This is a genomic window from Bacillus silvicola (assembly GCF_050524305.1).
GTDB classification, from domain to species: domain Bacteria; phylum Bacillota; class Bacilli; order Bacillales; family Bacillaceae_G; genus Bacillus_A; species Bacillus_A cereus_AT.
The window spans coordinates 1,161,712-1,179,070 of the sequence record NZ_JBNGVC010000001.1 but is presented as its reverse complement, the minus strand read 5'-3'; the positions used below and the strand labels follow the sequence as shown (position 1 = coordinate 1,179,070).

The following is a 17,359-nucleotide window of genomic DNA, read 5'->3' as shown; positions in this document are numbered from 1 at the left end:
TTCTAACTGCAATAAAGAATATGAGGTGGTACAGTAAAACTGGAACACAGTATAGAGATAAATTATTCTATATAAGAGGTGTTTCAGATGAAAAAACAGTATGATGAAATGTTTAAAAAACAATGTGTTGAATTGGTGGTTAAAGAAGGGCGTACAATTTCTAGTATTCAAAGAGAATTTGACTTGGGTCATGGGACCCTCAATGCATGGATAAAAAAATATTCTTCTTCACTTTTGGATGGTGAGAGATCTGATATGGAAGAACTTCGTTCTTTACGAAGAGAAATCCAAGCATTAAAAAAGGAAAATGAATTCCTAAAAAAGGCGGCAACCTTCTTTGCCAGCAACCAAAACTAACACGTTTTCAGTTCATAAGACAATATCAACAAATATTTGGAGTGCGCTGGCTTTGCCGTCGATTACAGGTTTCTGTTAGTGGTTTTTATGACTATTTTCATCGTAAACCCACTGGAAATCAGAAAAAACGTGCAAAGACAGCGGCTTATATTGTCATGCAATTTAAACGCTTTAAAGACAGGATGGGATATCGAAAATTGTACCATTACCTTGTAAATAAAGGCGCCATGGTTACTTTATCTCAAGTAAGACAAGCTTTATGTCGAGCTGGATTGAAGTCAAAAGTTATTACTTATTATAAGAAAAGAAAGCAAGAACATCCTACATTTTCAAATGTACTAGAGCGATCCTTTAAACCTGGTAAGAAAGACGTTCCGACAGTTGTATGTGATATCACAGAGTTTCGTTTAGTGAATGGGCTGAAAGTATATTTTTGTGCTGCATTAGATATTAGCACCCGACGGGTGCTTGGCTATTCATTGGATACCCACCAAGATGCTCAATTAGTAAAAGATACAATTCAGCAAGTCAAAAATGTTTATGGCGGTCAAAAAAGGATTTTATTTCATAGTGATCAAGGATCTCAGTTTACCAGTTATACAGTTACTGACTTTTGTAATCAACAAAAGATTCAACAAAGTATGTCCCGCAAGGGGAACTGTTGGGATAACGCCGTGATGGAATCGTTTTTTAGCATCTTTAAACGTGAATGTTTACATGGAGAAAAACTGAGTTCTCTCGCTCAAGTCAATCAGTTAGTGGCTAAATTTATTTATATGTACTATCATTCCATTCGTCCCCACTCATCATTAAATGGCATGACTCCGTATCAGTATTCAAAATCAATTGCGTAATCTAATTGATGTTCCAGTTTTTCTTGACCAGGTCAAAGTGTCATGAGCGAATTAATAAAAAGAATCTGGCTATCGAGGGTGAAATGAAACGGTTGAGGAAGAGGGTAGAAGGTGCCAAGTAAACCATTCAAGCCTTGCAAGTCGTTAGGTTGCAACGAACTAACCAGGGATAAGTATTGTAGTAAGCATCAAGATAAAGTACAGGAGACCACAAGACACTATGACAAATACATACGAAACAAAAGCTCACGTTCCTTCTACAATTCAAGACTGTGGAAGGATATGCGTAAGCTTATTTATCGTAGAGATCATGGTCTATGTGTTCAATGTAGAAGCAAGGACATCATTAAGATAGGTGATGTAGTCGATCACATCATACCTATTCGTATTGATTGGTCAAAGCGGTTAGAACCAACTAATTTACAAACACTCTGTCATGCTTGCCATAACAAGAAAACAAAAGACGATGAGAAGAAAAATAAAAAATCATTCGAAAGAAAAAAATCATAAACAACCCCCCACCATGAAAAAGCAAAAGGCGACTCCTTGGAGACCGCCGCTTAGCTTTCCGCGTAAAAAGTTCGTTTTATTTCATAAAAGGGGGTTCGAGGGAGGTGGTTCTCATAGGAAGGAAAGCAAAGCCAATTCATCTACATCTACTAGAAGGAAATGCGAATCGGTTAACAAAAGAGGAAATTGAGCAACGGTTAGAAGCTGAACAGCGATTACAAGCCAAAAAGGACAAGGTAAATCCTCCAGAATGGCTAGATCCTGTTGCTAAGAAAGAATTTGAACGTATCGCAAGCGAGTTATTAGAATTAGATGTTATTACAAATATAGATGTGAATGCATTAGCGACGTATTGTGATGCTTATTCGGACTATGTTGGATGCACCAAGATCATACAAGAAGAAGGTTTGCTTGTGGAATACACCAACAAAGCGGCTGAAACCAACAAGGTTCCCCATCCACTACTAACAAAGAAAAAGCAATTGCATGAACAAATGAAGGCTCTAGCTGTGGAATTCGGACTTACTCCAAGCGCGAGGGCGAAAATAGTGATACCAAGTGCAAAAAAAGGAGCGAAATCCACTGTAGAAAAGGAGTTTGATGTATAACATGATAAGACAATGGATGCTTGATTATTGTGATGATGTTTTAAATGGCGAAGTCATTGCTTGTCAAAAGCATAAACAATCTTGTGAACGATTTTTAAGAGACATTGAGCGTGAAGGAACAGAAGATTTTCCTTATATTTTTAATGAAGAAAAAGCGCTTCGTTTTTTAAAATGGATGTCTCTTTTTAAACATACAAAAGGAAAATTAGCTGGTAAAAGAATTGAACCACATTCTATACAAACCTTTGTTTTTAGTAATATTTATGGGTGGGTTCATCGAAATACAGGATTAAGACGATTTAAAAAGGCATATTGGCAAGTAGGACGTAAAAACGCAAAGTCTCAATCGTTAGCGTGTGTTGGGTCTTATGAAGCAATGGCTTTTGGTGAAAATATGTCTGAAGTATATATTGGTGCAACTAAATCTGAACAAAGTAAAATCGTATGGAATGAAATTAAGGCGCAAATGAATGGATGCGAAGATCTTAAAGGTAAATTTAACATTGCTTATGGAAAAATCCAACACACAAAAACTGATTCATTTATATCAGCACTATCCAAAGATGCTGGTAAGTCAGGTGATGGGCTCAATGTTCAGTGTGGGATTATCGATGAGTATCACGCTCATACTACTTCTGAAATATACGATGTACTTGTTTCTGGTTCTGGTGCTCGTTCTAATCCATTCATGATGATCATTACAACAGCGGGATTTAATCTGAGCAATCCTTGTTATCGTGTGGAATATCAATATGTTTCTAAAATTTTGGACCATAATATTGATATTGAAAACGAAGAATATTTTGTCATGGTTAATGAATTAGATAAAGATGATGAGATTACGAATCCAGAAGTGTGGGAGAAAGCAAATCCAATTCTATGTAGTTATGAAGAAGGACGCTCTTTCTTAAAAGGAGAACTTCAGTCAGCCCTTGATGTACCTGAGAAAATGCGTAATTATCTCACGAAAAACATGAATAGATGGGTTGATATGAAGGAAAACGGCTACATGAACATGCAAAAGTGGAAAGATTGTGATGGGACTATAGAGTTATCAGAGTTAAAAGGTATGGAATGTACAGTAGGAGTCGATTTATCAGCAAAAATCGATTTAACAAGTGTAGATTTCGAGTTTAAAAAGGACGATGTGTATATAGTAATTAGTCACAGCTTTATGCCAGAAGATACTTTACATGAGAAAAGAAAGACAGATAAAGTTCCATATGATCTATGGATACAGCAAGGGTGGATTACAACAACGCCTGGTGCAGTAGTTGATTATGAATTTATTAAAAAACATATTAAAACTATGGAAAAAGAAAATAAGTTCAAAATCAAAGAAATTTGTGCTGATCCTTGGAATGCAACGCAATTTATGCAAGACATGGAAGCTGAGGGTTATACGATGATAGAGATACGCCAAGGCATGGCAACTTTGTCAGGACCTACAAAGGATTTTCGTGAACAAGTGTATCAAAAGAAGGTCATCCACAACAACAATCCTGTACTGAATTGGGCTGTTAGTAATGCCATAACGAAACAAGATGCGAATGAAAATATCATGTTGGACAAGTCAAAAGCTACAGAAAGAATTGATCCAATCGCTGCTGTGATTAACTCACACGTTCGCTGTATGCTGGGTTCTGGTGAAATGGACTTAAATTCATATATTTTAAGTCAAGATTTCTCATTCTAGGAGGAATTACATGCGGTTTTTATTGTTCTTTATTAGTATTTTAGAAGATATTTTACTTATTTCGGGGTTGTCCATTATTGTTGGGACGACTTTTTTTATTAATCCAATTTATGGGTGGTATCTATTAGGACTTATTCTCACAATGCTGGGGGTGGTAATGATAAGAAGATAGGAGGTGAAACTTTTGATTTTCCGGCATTTATTTAAGAATCAAGATACGACCGATTTGAAAAATCCGTCTCCTTGGTTTAAAAGTCTATTTGGTTATCAAGCCGCGAGTGGTGAAAAAGTAACAGTTGAATCATCTTTAGGTGTTCCAACGGTATACCGATGCATTAACATCCTTGCAAACAGTGTTGCAATGCTTCCTTTTCAAGTTTTTAGAAAGACATCACAAGGAAGAGAACGAGATAAGATGCATCAAGTGTCGTTTGTTTTGGAAAGACGACCAAACCCTTACCAAAGCCCATTTAAATTCAAACATTTAATCGAAACGCACCGCAATACCTGGGGAAATGCTTACATCAATATTCATTGGGGAGTGGATGGCAGACCAAAAGAGTTATGGGCATTGAATCCAGCTGTCACAACTCCAACTGTGGATTTAAAGACGAATAAATTATGGTATTTTACTAGTTTGCCAGATGGTACACCAGTAAAAATACCTGATGATGACATTATTCATCTTACTACATTATCTACAGATGGATTGAAAGGAAAACCACCTATCCAAATCGCAAGAGAATCTATAGGTAGCTCACAGGCGGCACAAAAGTTTAAAGGGAAATTCTTTACAAATGGTGCAGCTCATAGTGGGATATTAAAAACTCAACAACCATTAAATAAAGAAGCGAAAAATGTACTTCGTGATGCTTGGGAAGAAGCAAACACAGGTTTAAATAATGCTCAAAGGATAGCAATTTTAGATGCTGGACTCGAGTTTGAAAAAGTCGGTATGCCGTTAAAAGATGCTCAATTTATTGAAGGAATGAAGTTCGATAAGGCTGAGATTGCAAATATCTTTAACATTCCATTGCACATGATTAACGAGTTAGATCGTGCTACCTTCTCAAACATTGAGCAACAAGCACTGGATTTCATTCAAAATACATTAAGTCCAATTCTTATCCAGTATGAAGAAGAGTTTTCATATAAAGTATTCTCTTTTAATGAACAAAAGAAATACTATCTAAAATTCAATCTAACAAGTTTGTTACGAGCTGATTCTAAATCGAGGGCAGAGTTCTATAAAATCATGTTGGATGCTGGCGCTTTCTCCATTAATCAAGTGTTAGAACTGGAGGATAAGGATGGAATTGGCGAGCATGGTGATAAACACCGTGTCGATTTAAACCATATATCTATTGAAATTGCGGATGAATACCAATTAGCGAAAGCTAGTGGAGGTTTGTCGCAGAGAGGAGATGAGGATAATTAAAGACGTGTTTACGATTAAAAATCAAACGGAATCGTCAGCAGACCTATTTATCTATGGTGACATCATAAATAATACAGGCTGGAAGTGGGATGATTCTGACATTATGCCCGATGATGTGAAAAATATTTTGGGGCAATTGGATGATAAAAGTAACCTTAATATCTATGTAAATAGTGGCGGTGGCTCTGTATTTGCTGGTTTAGCCATTTATAACATGTTAAAGCGCAATAAGGCTCAAAAAACTGTTTATGTAGATGGCGTTGCAGCTTCTATCGCTTCCGTAATCGCCCTAGCTGGTGATCGTGTTGTTGTCCCTTCCAATGCTTTCTTAATGATTCATAAGCCGTGGACATATGCAGCTGGAAATGCAATTGATTTCCGAAAAGCAGCAGAAGACCTGGATAACATCGAATCTGGAATCATGAATGTATACAAAGAAAACCTAAAAGAAGGCATTGATATTGAAGAAATTCAACAATTAGTAGATGCCGAGACTTGGTTAAGTGGTGAAGAAGCTGAGAAATACTTCAACATCGAAGTTGTGGAAGCAAAAGAAGTCGCAGCATGTATGAGTGATTACTTTGATAAATATCAAAAAACACCTAATAAAGTAGTAGCAAAAGCTCCTTCTATTCCTAAGAAGGATACTAACGAACAATTAAAAATACAAAACGCACTAAACCTGTTAGAACTATAGGTCTATTTTTTGTGCCAAAACAAGGAGGAAATACCGAATGGATAAACATGAACAAGAATTACGTCAGAAAGTCGCTGATTTAAAAGCAAAAGCAGAAGAGTTTAACAATAGCGGTAAATATGAAGATGCAAAAGCGAAAATTGAGGAAGCGAAAAACGCAAAAAATGAACTAGATAATTATCTAGCAATGAAGCAAATTCAAGTTCCTGAACCTGTAAATTCACAAGCTGGAGCGTTACCACCACCTGTGAAAAATGAAGATGTCTCTTATAAAGAAGTATTTATGAAAGCTTTACGTGGACAAGCATTAAGCCATGATGAAATAAGTGTTATGCAGGAATATAAAGCATCCTTATCAGAGAATACGGGCAAGGATGGCGGTTATATCGTCCCTGAGGATATTACTACAACAATTAATCAGCTAAAACAAACGGTTGATAGCTTAGAGCAATATGTAAGTGTACAACCTGTTTCAACAAATAAAGGATCTCGTACATTAGAAAAACGTGCAGCATCTACACCTTTTGCTCCACTATCTGAGTATGGAAATCCAAATGCGATGCAGGAAATCGCTTCACCACAATTTGATCGTTTATCTTATGCTATTGAAGATTACGCTGGATTCTTACCAGTACCAAATGACTTGTTAGATGATACAGATCAAGCTTTAGAAAGTTATTTACGTCAATGGATCGCGAAAAAATCTATTGCAACTCGTAACTATTTAATTTTGCAAGAAGTTAACAAGTTAACAAAGGTTGATTTTAAGGATTATAAAGGCATTAAAACTGCATTAAATGTCACATTAGATCCAGCCTTCTCGGCTGTAGCAAACATTGTTACAAACCAAGATGGATTCAATTACTTAGATCAAATAGAAGATAAGGATGGCCGTCCGCTACTTCAACCAGACCCAACAAATCCAACTCGTAAGTTATTGTCAGGAAAACCAGTTATTGTTTTATCCAATAAGACAATTGCTTCAGATAAAGACGGAAAAGCACCATTCATTGTTGGGGATTTGAAAGAAGCGATTGTTCTTTGGGATAGAAAACAATTATCTATCGATATGACTAAAGAAGGTGGAAACGCATGGAGATCAAATACTTCTGAGTTCCGAGCAATCGAACGTGAAGACGTTACGCTTTGGGATTCAGAGGCGGTTGTGTATGGACAAATTACAGTTGTGGCGAAACCTGGAGCTTAATGATATAGGAGGTGTCCTTCTTGGTACTGAAATTAGAGGAAGCTAAAGAGTATCTTCGTGTGGATGGCGATGAGGAGGAATCCCTCATTTCATCCTTTATAACAGCAGCTGAAATATATATTAAGAATGCAACAAGTAAAAATGTAGATTTAAAGAGCGAGCTTGCTAAACTAGCGGCTCGCATTTTAATTTCTCATTGGTATGAAAACCGTGAAGCAGTTGGAAAAGCGGAACAACTAGCATTTAGTTTGCAGTCAATATTAGTTCAATTGCAATATTGCGTAGGTGATTCCACATGAATCCAGGTAAATTAGATAAACGTCTTGTATTTCAAATAAAAGATGAGGATGCGAAGGGCCCGGATGGTGAACCAATAGATGGTTATAAAGACTCTTTCACTGTATGGGGCTCCTTCATTTTTTTAAAGGGAAGAAAGTACTTTGAAGCAGCCGCAGCCAACAGTGAAGTGCAAGGTGAAACAGAAATTCGATACCGTGACGGTATGAATGCAGATATGAAAATCAAATATAAGAACACGATTTATGACATTGTTTCAGTTATTCCAACTGAAAAACACACGTTATCAATCATGTGGAAGCGTGGTGGAATGAATGGCTAATGGTGTTGATTTCTTAGGATTTGACCGTTTAGTCTCCGAATTAGAACAAATGGGATTACGTGGAGAAAAGATTGAAGATAAAGCCCTTGCAGCAGGTGGCGAACCGATTCGAAAAGCGATTGCCGAACGAGCACCAAGAAGTGATAGTCCTAAGAAACCGTCTAAAAGTGAACCGTGGCGTACTGGCCAACATGGTGCTGATCATATAAAAGTTACGAAAGCTAAACTTGAAGGTGGTATTAAAACAGTTAAAATCGGAATCGATAAAGCAGATCGTTCCCCATGGTTCTATTTAAAGTTTCATGAATGGGGAACGTCAAAAATGCCAGCTGAACCATTTATAGAACCTGGCTTCAATTCTTCAAAGGAAGCCGCAGTTCGTGCTATGACAGATATTTTAAAAAATGAAATGAGGCTAAATCTGTGATGAATTTACGCCCGGATATTTTACAAGTTCTTGAGAATAATCAGGAGCTTGTTTCTTTATTGGGTGGCAAGCGTGTTTATTATCGTAAAGCCAAGAATGCAGAAGAGTTTCCACGGATTACATTTTTTGAATTAGACAATAGGCCAGATGGCTTTGCGGATAATGAAGAAATTGAAAGTGAAATCTTATTCCAAATCGATATTTGGTCAAAAGGTAGTACAACAGCAATCCATAAAAAAGTGAATGAAGTCATGAAAAGTATTGGTTTCTCACGTTATGCGGTTGCTGATCTATATGAAGATGATACACAAATTTATCATTACGCGATGCGATTCGCGAAAGGAGTGGAGTTATAGATGGCTGGAGAGATTGTTACAATTAGTTCGACTGTCGGTGTAGATAGTCTTGTATATTCAAAAATATTAAAAGATGATGCGACAGGAGTTTCGTATTCAGACGTGAAGAAAATGGAAGGTGCCGTAAAGGTTAAAACATCTAAAAAGGTAGCTTCTGAGATTATGTGGAGCGATAACAAGAAATCAGAAATCGCTGAGTCTGACGGTGAAGTCGAGGTTGAAATTGAAGTTCGAGGACTTTCACTATCCACGAAAGCAGATATTGAAGGATATCCAGAAGTTAAGGATGGTGTATTAGAACCTGTCTAAAATCTTTTTAGTAAAATCGCCACACCTGCCAATAAGCAACTCTGTCTACTATTTTCAAGTGTTCGTTCACAGTTCTTCCACAGTCTGCGGTAATTTTCCAACCAAGCAAAAGTTCGTTCCACAATCCAGCGTTTCGGTAACACAACAAACTTGTGAAGTTCAGAGCGTTTAATGACCTCAACCGAACAATCAATCGTTTCTTTTATCGATTGTGCAAATGATGGGCCCGTGTATCCATCATCACAAAGTATATTTGTCACTTTGTCCAATGCTTTCTTATGCTTTTCACACATTTGGATGGCACCCTCTCGGTCTGTTATATTCGCAGTTGTTACCTGAATCGCATGAATAAGACCGTTGGTATCTACAGCGATATGTCGTTTGATTCCTGAAACTTTCTTTCCGGCATCGTAGCCTTTTTCACCAGCTGTCCATGTGTTTTTCACGCTTTGTGCATCTACGATGCAGAAACTCGTCTGTTTCTTCCGCCCATCTTGCTCACGATATGTTTCGACCAATTTTTTTATGCACTTTTTCGAGAAGACTTGTGTCATTCTCGTCTACTTTCCGCCAAATTTGATAGTAGGCATACACGGTTTTCCAGTTTGGAAAGTCACTTGGAAGATTACGCCATTGGCAGCCTGTTGTGAGCAGGTACAGTACACCGCAAAATACCTCGTACAAATCGACTGTGCGGGGGCGCGTCCTTTTCCGTGCGTTTTCTAAATCCTCTCGAATCAGTTCAAACTGTTCACGGGATATATTACTTGTATAATTGTGTATCATAGGAATCATCCTTTTTACATAGATTATACCTCAGATTTTAGACAGGTTCTTAGACAAAAGTTAACTGAAATTAAACTGAATCATGAAGTAATGACAACCGAACAAGCTCAAAAACTTGGTCAACAATACGATCAATTGACCGAGAAAATTATTACAAAAGTTGATGAACGTAAGCAGAAAGAAACAGAGCGTTTGAGAAAATTATTTGCTGATTCATATGTTCTTACTAGTGAAGAAGAAAATAAAAGGTTAGAGCTACTAAATCAAAAGTATGAGGATGAGAAAATAAAAGTAGCTGAAAAAAATCAAAAAATAAAAGAGATTAATGATTTAGCAGCAGCAGAACATCGAGAAAAGACACATAGTGAGAATGTTGCTATTCAAGCTTTACAAGACGAAATGGATAGAATAGCTGTTCAGCACATGACACAAAATCAAATGGAGCAAAAGGTAATTCTTGAGAATATGCGTGTACAGGCTAGTGAAATATCGGCTAGACAAGCAGCTGAAGTTGTTCAGCATAGTGCAGAAGCTAGGGATAAAGTTATAGCGGATGCTAAAAAAACGCGTGACGATAAAATAGCTGAAGCTATTCGTCAACGTGATGAAATGGGTGGGCTGAATGCTCAAGAAGCGGATGCTGTTATTGCAGAAGCAAAACGCCAATATGATAGTACAGTTTCCACGGCAAAAGATAAACATACTGAAGTTGTGAATGAAGCGAAAGCACAAGCTGGTGAGCATGCAAATCAAGTAGATTGGGAAACAGGTCAGATCAAGTCAAAATACCAAGAAATGAAAGATAATGTAGTTCGAAAAATGCAAGAAACTTGGTCAGGTATAAAAAATTGGTGGGAAGAAACAAAAAAATCTACAAGTAGTACAGTTGATGAAGTTAAAAATATAGTTTCAAGAAAATTTGAAGAAAAGAAAAAAGCTGTTACGGATAAAATGAAAGAAATACAAAGTGGAATTGAAGAGAAGTGGAACACAGTTGAGAAATTCTTCAGCACTATAAATTTACGTTCCATTGGTAAATCAATTATAGAAGGGCTTGAAAATGGATTAGATGATGCAACAGGTGGCTTATATCGTAAGGCGAAAAGCATTGCAAACGATATTAAAAAGACTATTTCTGGAGCGCTTGAAGTAAATAGTCCATCAAAAGTAATGATACCTATTGGTAGCGCTGTTCCAGAAGGCGTTGGAGTAGGTATGGATCGCGGAAAACGTTTTGTTGTGGATGCAGCAAAAAATGTAGTTGGAACCGTTAAGAAGCAAATGGGAAATATGCCATCTGTTTTTGATTTTGGATTCCAAACTTCTCATTATAGTGTCCCAAATGATGCGGTAAGTGGTTTAACAAATTATATGCAGCCTAATATTCCTAATAACTCGGCTACTAGTAAAAAGGTATTCCCAAACAGACGACCTGAAGAAAAAGAACTAAATCTTACATTGAATATGACAAACGTTTTAGATGGGAAAGAGTTAGCAGGTGGAACTTATAGGTATACTACAGAACTTCAAGATCGTGATCGACAACGAAAAGAGCAATTTTAAGGACGGTGATATTTTTGGGTAAATTAAGCTTTACATTTAATAATATTCGCAAAGATTATATTCAAATGCTTGTAGGGAGGAAACGTCCTTCATGGGCTCCAATTAAAAGAAAGCTTGTAAGAGTTCCTCATCGTCCAGGAGCTTTTTTTATTCATACAGAAACGGAGGAGCGTCGTATTGACGTTCCTCTTGTTATTAAAGCTAAAAAAGATATGGTCGACTTGCAAAAGATAAAGGAAGATTTAGCGGACTGGTTATATACAGAGCAACCAGCCGAACTTATTTTTGATGATGAATTAGACAGGACTTATTTAGCGTTAATTGATGGGTCTGTAGACTTGGATGAAATAGTCAATAGAGGTAAAGGTGTTATTACTTTTGTTTGTCCAATGCCTTATAAATTAGGGAAAACAAATAATCATACGTTTACTCAGAACTGGTCTACAGAAATAACTTCTTATTTTACTAATAAGGGAAGTGTAGAAGCCCCAGCGTTAATTGAAATGACTGCAAAAAAAACCAGCACTTTTTTAGATGTATGGTTTGGAGAATATCCGCATAATCGTGATTATTTTAGAATTGGCTACCCTCTTACTGTGGAAGAAACAACAGTACAAGAACGAGAAAGAGTCATGTGGGATGAAATGGCTACACCTATAGGATGGACACCTGTTACTGGGCAAGTTGAGGAAATGAAAGGAACGGGTAGTTTCAAATCAAGGGATGGTTACGCATTATATTGCGAAGATTACGGACAAGAGAAAGGATTCCATGGAGCAATAGCTAAGAAGAACATTCCAGGCGGACCGTTACAAGATTTCGAAATGGAGGCATGGGTACGTTTGAAATCCAAAAGTATTGGAGAAATGGGGCGTGTTGAGGTACTTCTTTTAGATGATACAAGTAATATCGTCACACGAATTAACATGAATGATTTATATTGGGATGCTGAAATGACGAAAGCATACATGCGTATTGGAAATGCAGGAACGCCTAACAGTATGCGAAAATTAGTAGATACAAGTGGGGCACATCCTAATACATTTAATCAATTTTACGGTAGGTTACGTATTGCAAGGCGCGGAAAAGAGTGGTCTGTTTATGTAGCCCGTTTTAGAGATGGTACAGAAATAGATGACGCTTCGCTTGTTGAACGTTGGATTGATGAAACTGGGAATCCAATGACAGAACGAAAAATTGCACAAGTAATGATTTCAATCATGAGTTGGGATGTAAATAAACCCGTTGATGTCATGCAGATTGATGATTTAAAGATTTGGAAGGTAAACAAAGTACCTTCAAATACAAAGCCTTATATTTTCGATACCGGAGACAAAATTGTTATTGATACAGAACGAAGTCTCGTCACAATCAATGGGAAGAATGCAATCAATATAAAAGATATATTCAGTAATTTCCCTAAAATAATAAGTGGCGATAATCGTATAGATATCATGCCACCAGATGTAAACGCAACAGTTAGTTATAGGGAGAGATACAGATGAGAACACCAAGCGGAATATTGCATGTTGTGGATTTCAAAACTGATCAAATTGTCTCGGCTATTCAACCACAGGACTATTGGGACGATAATCGCCACTGGGAAATCAAAAACAATATTGATATGCTAGATTTCACAACTTTTGACGGAACAAAACACGCAATTACATTGCAGCAACAAAACCTAGTTTTAAAAGAAGTCCGTGATGGCCGTGTCATCCCATATGTTATTACTGAAACCGAAAAGAATTCCGATAATAGATCTATTACCGCATATGCTTCAGGTGCTTGGATTCAAATCGCTAAGTCAGGGATTATAAATCCGCAACGGATCGAGAGTAAAACGGTTAATGAATTTATTGATATGGCACTCTTGGGGATGAAGTGGAAACGTGGGAATACTGAGTATGCCGGATTTCATACCATGACCATTGATGAGTTTATCGATCCGCTTACGTTTTTAAAGAAAATCGCTTCTTTATTTGATTTGGAAATTCAATATCGTGTAGAAGTAGTTGGATCTCAAATTACCGGTTGGTATGTAGATATGGTTAAAAAGCGCGGTCAAGAAACAGGAAAAGAAGTGGAGCTCGGAAAAGATTTAGTTGGTGTTAAACGTATCGAACATTCGCGCGATATTTGTACAGCTCTTGTTGGTTTTGTACGTGGTGAAGAGGAAAAAGTCATTACTGTTGAGAGTATAAATAACGGTCTTCCTTATATCACGGATAGCGATGCTTTCCAGCGTTGGAATGAACATGGAAAACATAAATTTGGTTTCTATACGCCAGAAACAGAAGAACAAAATATGACACCTGGGCGATTAATGACTTTGATGAAAACCGAGTTTAAAAAGCGTGTAAACACATCCGTTTCTTATGAAGTTGAAGCACAGTCAATTGGTCGTGTATTCGGACTAGCTCATGAGTTAATTAATGAAGGGGATACAATCAAAATTAAAGATACAGGTTTTACACCTGAATTGTATCTTGAAGCCCGTGTTATTGCTGGCGATGAATCATTTACTAACCCTACACAAGATAAATATGTGTTTGGTGACTATCGTGAAATTGTTGATCCAAATGAGGAATTAAGAAAGATTTACAATCGTATCCTTAGTTCACTTGGCAATAAACAAGAAATGATAGATCAGCTAGATAAATTAGTGAAAGAAGCTAATGAAACGGCTAGTAGTGCTAAGAAGGAATCAGAAGCGGCAAAAACACTTGCTGAGAAAGTACAAGAGAATATTAAAAATAATACCGTTGAAATTATAGAATCCAAGAATCCACCGACAACAGGGCTTAAACCGTATAAAACGCTTTGGCGTGATATTAGTAATGGAAAGCCGGGCATTTTGAAAATATGGACAGGCACAGCTTGGGAATCGGTTGTTCCTGATGTAGATAAGGTAAAGAAAGAAACCTTAGAGCAGGTTAATAAAGATATTGAAACCACAAAAACAGAGTTAAATCAAAAAGTTCAAGGTGTAGAAAATAAAGCGCAAGAAATAGCTGGACAAATTTCTGATGTTAAAAAAGAGATTCTGGGAAAAGTAGACTCAAATTTTGTTAAGGAACAAATTAAAGATAAAGCTGATAAATCAGGTGTTTTCACAAAAGATGAGATTAATAATGGATTTATAGGTAAACAAATTTATGAAACTGATAAGCAAGGAAACGTTAAGAAGTTCCAAGAAATCAATACATCCGTTGAACAAACAAATGAAGCTATCAAATCAAAGGCAGAGAAACAAAGCGTTATTGATTTAGGTAATAACCTAACACAAGTTTCAAAAACTGCTAATGAAGCGAAACAAACTGCTGAGGGTAATGCACGTACCATTTCACAAGTGGACTCTAAAGTAAATCAAACAGTTGCAGATTTTACCAAAAAGACTACTGCAATAGAAGAAACCGTTAATGGGGTTTCAACAAAAGTTACCAACATACAAACAGAACAAGGTAAGATCAGTGAGCGTGTTACTAAATCAGAGCAAACCGCAGATGGATTTAAAACTTCTATTGAATCGTTAACTAAAAAAGATAGCGGAATTAGCAATAAATTAAATGCGGTTGAATCAACTGTGGAAGGTACGAAAAAGACTATTTCTGATGTGCAGCAAACAACAAATGACCTAAAGAAAACAACAACTGAAATTACAGAAAAAGCTGGGAAAATCAGTGAAAAATTAGAGAGTGTAGAAACGAAAATAGCTAATACAACAATCGATGGTGAAAACTACATTATCAATTCATCCGCAAAAAATGAACGTCCTGCAATGTACGATGATAAAGGTGTAATAATTAATAAAGCAACTTCATGGCCTGGTACGGATTATCTGGGGATAACATGCTCTGATTATACAGATTCGTTTTACCAAATCGGTAACTCTACAAATAACTCTTTACGTGATTTTGATGTTAACACTGACATAACTTTAAGCCTTGATATGCAGAATGACATGAACGGCATTGATTTAACTATTTTCCAATTTATCAATAATGCATGGGATGAAACAAAGCTAATCAAGAAAATTGATGCAACAAGTGGTTGGCAACGCTTCTCATATACATTCAAATTAGACGTAAATGCAACAGGTTGGTTCATTCGCTTTAGATTTCCGCGCAACGTAGCGTCAAACGGCAAAAACATTCGATTCAAGAAAGTTAAACTAGAAAAAGCTAATACACCTACTGCATGGTCTCGTTCTAGATATGATCTTACTCCAATCGATGAATTCACCAAGAAAACAACAGATATTGAAAAAAGTGTGGAAGGCGTTAAAACCACTGTAACCAACGTTCAAAACAGCCAAGTTGGATTCGAAAAACGTGTGAGTACGGTGGAGCAAACAGCACGCGGATTATCTTCCACAGTTACTAATTTAAACAATGTAGTATCCGATCAAGGAAAGAAGCTTACTGATGCCAATTCTAAAATTGAACAACAGGCAAAGGAAATCGGGGCTAAAGTAGCAATCAAGGAAGTAGAAGACTATGTTGCTGGTTTTAAGATTCCTGATTTAAAGAATACGGTTAATAAAAACAAAGAAGATCTATTAGCAGAATTAGCTAACAAACTTGCAACTGAGCAGTTCAATCAGAGAATGACTCAAATTGATAATCGTTTTATTATCAATGAGAAAGGTATCGATGCATCAGCCAAAACAACAGAAGTATATACAAAAGAACAAGCGAATGGGCAATTTGCTACCTCAGGATATGTAAGAGATATGGAAAGTCGCCTTCAGCTAACTGAAAAGGGCATTAGCATATCAGTAAAAGAAAATGATGTCATTGCAGCATTCAATATGAGTAAAGAAAATATTAAGCTAAATGCGGCAAGAATAGATTTAGTCGGAAAAGTAAAAGCAGAGTGGTTAATGGCAGGTTTGTTAAGTGGTTGCCAGATTAGAACATCAAATACCAATAACTATGTAAGCTTAGATTACCAATTTGTACGTCTATATGAAAGTGGTGTCCCTAGAGCGTTTCTTGGATATTATCGAAGACGAGACGGTGCAGTACAACCAACTTTCATCTTAGGATCAGATGAAAAAACTAGCGCTCCTGAAGGTACTTTATTTATATCTCAAATGGGGACCGGATGGCCTCAGGCTAGTGCGAACATTGGTATTACTGATGACATAGTTGATAGTGAGATAAGAAAATCTGTGTTTTGGGAGCTTAACAGAAACGGAATTAGTGTTCTACACGCAAACGACTATCATGCTCTTTATGCCGGAAATGGAAACTGGCATTTCAGACGAGGAAAAAGTGGTCTATATCAATCTACATTAGCAATCGAAGATAATAGCTCAGATGCAGATTTAAGATTACCTAATATCACATTACGTAATAGCCGTGTAGCAGGATATACCGGAGTTCTCCAAGTTAAGTCGTCTGTTACTCAAAACGGATGGGGCGCTGTTCAAGGTAACTTTATGAGTCCTTCGCTACGTGAGTACAAATCTAATATTCGTGATGTGTCTTTTTCTGCTTTAGAAAAAATTAGAAATGTTAGAGTAAGAGAATTTAACTATAAGAACGCGGTAAACGAGCTTTACAAAATGAGAGAAGAGAAAAATCCTAATGATCCACCAGTGACAACACAAGATATAAAAAAATATTACGGAGCAATTGTAGATGAATCTGATGAAGCATTTGTGGATGAAAGTGGGAAAGGGATTCACTTGTACTCGTACGCATCACTTACAATTAAAGCTTTACAAGAACTTGAAGAAATTCAAAATGAGAAAATACAAAAAATCGAGAGAAAGCATAATGAAGAAATTACATTAATGAACAGCAAAATAGCAACATTAGAAGAGCTGGTTCAAAAATTAATAGCTGGTCTGTTTTAATTTGTATAAAATAAGGCTTTTATAACACAAGAGGGGCGAACATCGTCTCTCTTTTTATTTTGAAAG

The 17,359-nt window shown here is 36.7% G+C and carries 15 protein-coding genes and 2 pseudogenes; 16 read left to right on the top strand and 1 reads right to left on the bottom strand.

Annotated features, from left to right (window positions below; all coding sequences use genetic code 11):
• The first annotated feature begins 87 nt into the window (after nucleotides 1-87).
• From ACP6L7_RS06235 to ACP6L7_RS06175, 13 genes and pseudogenes are all read left to right on the top strand, one after another.
• Nucleotides 88-357, top strand: coding sequence for a transposase (locus ACP6L7_RS06235; RefSeq protein ID WP_002187590.1), 270 nt, complete (start codon nucleotides 88-90; stop codon nucleotides 355-357).
• Complete coding sequence (locus ACP6L7_RS06230) at nucleotides 312-1,211, top strand: IS3 family transposase (RefSeq protein WP_430528984.1); 900 nt, start codon at nucleotides 312-314, stop codon at nucleotides 1,209-1,211. The genes ACP6L7_RS06235 and ACP6L7_RS06230 overlap by 46 nt, the downstream gene beginning before the upstream one ends.
• A 111-nt stretch (nucleotides 1,212-1,322) precedes the next feature.
• Complete coding sequence (locus ACP6L7_RS06225) at nucleotides 1,323-1,721, top strand: HNH endonuclease (RefSeq protein ID WP_430528946.1); 399 nt, start codon at nucleotides 1,323-1,325, stop codon at nucleotides 1,719-1,721.
• 104 nt (nucleotides 1,722-1,825) lie between these two features.
• Nucleotides 1,826-2,329 (top strand): phage terminase small subunit P27 family, encoded by a 504-nt coding sequence (locus ACP6L7_RS06220; protein WP_430528945.1) that lies wholly within the window; start codon nucleotides 1,826-1,828, stop codon nucleotides 2,327-2,329.
• Nucleotide 2,330: 1 nt separating this feature from the next.
• Nucleotides 2,331-4,025, top strand: coding sequence for a terminase large subunit (locus ACP6L7_RS06215; RefSeq protein WP_430528944.1), 1,695 nt, complete (start codon nucleotides 2,331-2,333; stop codon nucleotides 4,023-4,025).
• Nucleotides 4,026-4,209: 184 nt separating this feature from the next.
• Complete coding sequence (locus ACP6L7_RS06210) at nucleotides 4,210-5,463, top strand: phage portal protein (RefSeq protein ID WP_430528943.1); 1,254 nt, start codon at nucleotides 4,210-4,212, stop codon at nucleotides 5,461-5,463.
• Nucleotides 5,450-6,160, top strand: coding sequence for a head maturation protease, ClpP-related (locus ACP6L7_RS06205; RefSeq protein ID WP_430528942.1), 711 nt, complete (start codon nucleotides 5,450-5,452; stop codon nucleotides 6,158-6,160). The genes ACP6L7_RS06210 and ACP6L7_RS06205 overlap by 14 nt, the downstream gene beginning before the upstream one ends.
• A 37-nt stretch (nucleotides 6,161-6,197) precedes the next feature.
• A complete protein-coding gene (locus ACP6L7_RS06200) occupies nucleotides 6,198-7,367 on the top strand; it encodes a phage major capsid protein (protein WP_430528941.1) in 1,170 nt (389 codons plus the stop codon).
• 20 nt (nucleotides 7,368-7,387) lie between these two features.
• The gene (locus ACP6L7_RS06195; RefSeq protein WP_430528940.1) at nucleotides 7,388-7,666 is read left to right on the top strand and encodes a head-tail connector protein; all 279 of its coding nucleotides are present in this window, start codon (nucleotides 7,388-7,390) and stop codon (nucleotides 7,664-7,666) included.
• Nucleotides 7,663-7,986: a phage head closure protein gene (locus tag ACP6L7_RS06190; protein ID WP_078206877.1), complete on the top strand. Its 324-nt coding sequence runs from the start codon at nucleotides 7,663-7,665 to the stop codon at nucleotides 7,984-7,986. Before ACP6L7_RS06195 ends, ACP6L7_RS06190 begins: the two co-directional genes overlap by 4 nt.
• Nucleotides 7,979-8,413 (top strand): HK97-gp10 family putative phage morphogenesis protein, encoded by a 435-nt coding sequence (locus ACP6L7_RS06185; RefSeq protein WP_078206878.1) that lies wholly within the window; start codon nucleotides 7,979-7,981, stop codon nucleotides 8,411-8,413. The genes ACP6L7_RS06190 and ACP6L7_RS06185 overlap by 8 nt, the downstream gene beginning before the upstream one ends.
• Entirely contained in the window at nucleotides 8,410-8,769 is a 360-nt protein-coding gene (gp17, locus tag ACP6L7_RS06180) for a tail completion protein gp17 (protein WP_430528939.1), read from the top strand. Before ACP6L7_RS06185 ends, gp17 begins: the two co-directional genes overlap by 4 nt.
• Nucleotides 8,770-9,069, top strand: a pseudogene (locus tag ACP6L7_RS06175) (major tail protein); the annotation flags it as partial.
• Nucleotides 9,070-9,074: 5 nt separating this feature from the next.
• Here the strand turns inward: ACP6L7_RS06175 and ACP6L7_RS06170 are convergent.
• A protein-coding gene (locus ACP6L7_RS06170) for an IS5 family transposase (protein WP_430528938.1) occupies nucleotides 9,075-9,864 on the bottom strand; the annotation gives its coding sequence in 2 pieces (ribosomal slippage) (nucleotides 9,075-9,605 and nucleotides 9,607-9,864; 789 coding nt in all).
• A gap of 48 nt (nucleotides 9,865-9,912) precedes the next feature.
• Between ACP6L7_RS06170 and ACP6L7_RS06165 the strand changes: the two are divergent.
• The 3 genes and pseudogenes from ACP6L7_RS06165 to ACP6L7_RS06155 form a co-directional block, all read left to right on the top strand.
• Nucleotides 9,913-11,427, top strand: a pseudogene (locus tag ACP6L7_RS06165) (phage tail protein); the annotation flags it as partial.
• A gap of 14 nt (nucleotides 11,428-11,441) precedes the next feature.
• Complete coding sequence (locus tag ACP6L7_RS06160) at nucleotides 11,442-12,932, top strand: distal tail protein Dit (RefSeq protein ID WP_430528937.1); 1,491 nt, start codon at nucleotides 11,442-11,444, stop codon at nucleotides 12,930-12,932.
• Complete coding sequence (locus ACP6L7_RS06155; protein ID WP_430528936.1) at nucleotides 12,929-17,293, top strand: phage tail spike protein; 4,365 nt, start codon at nucleotides 12,929-12,931, stop codon at nucleotides 17,291-17,293. Before ACP6L7_RS06160 ends, ACP6L7_RS06155 begins: the two co-directional genes overlap by 4 nt.
• Nucleotides 17,294-17,359: the final 66 nt, after the last annotated feature.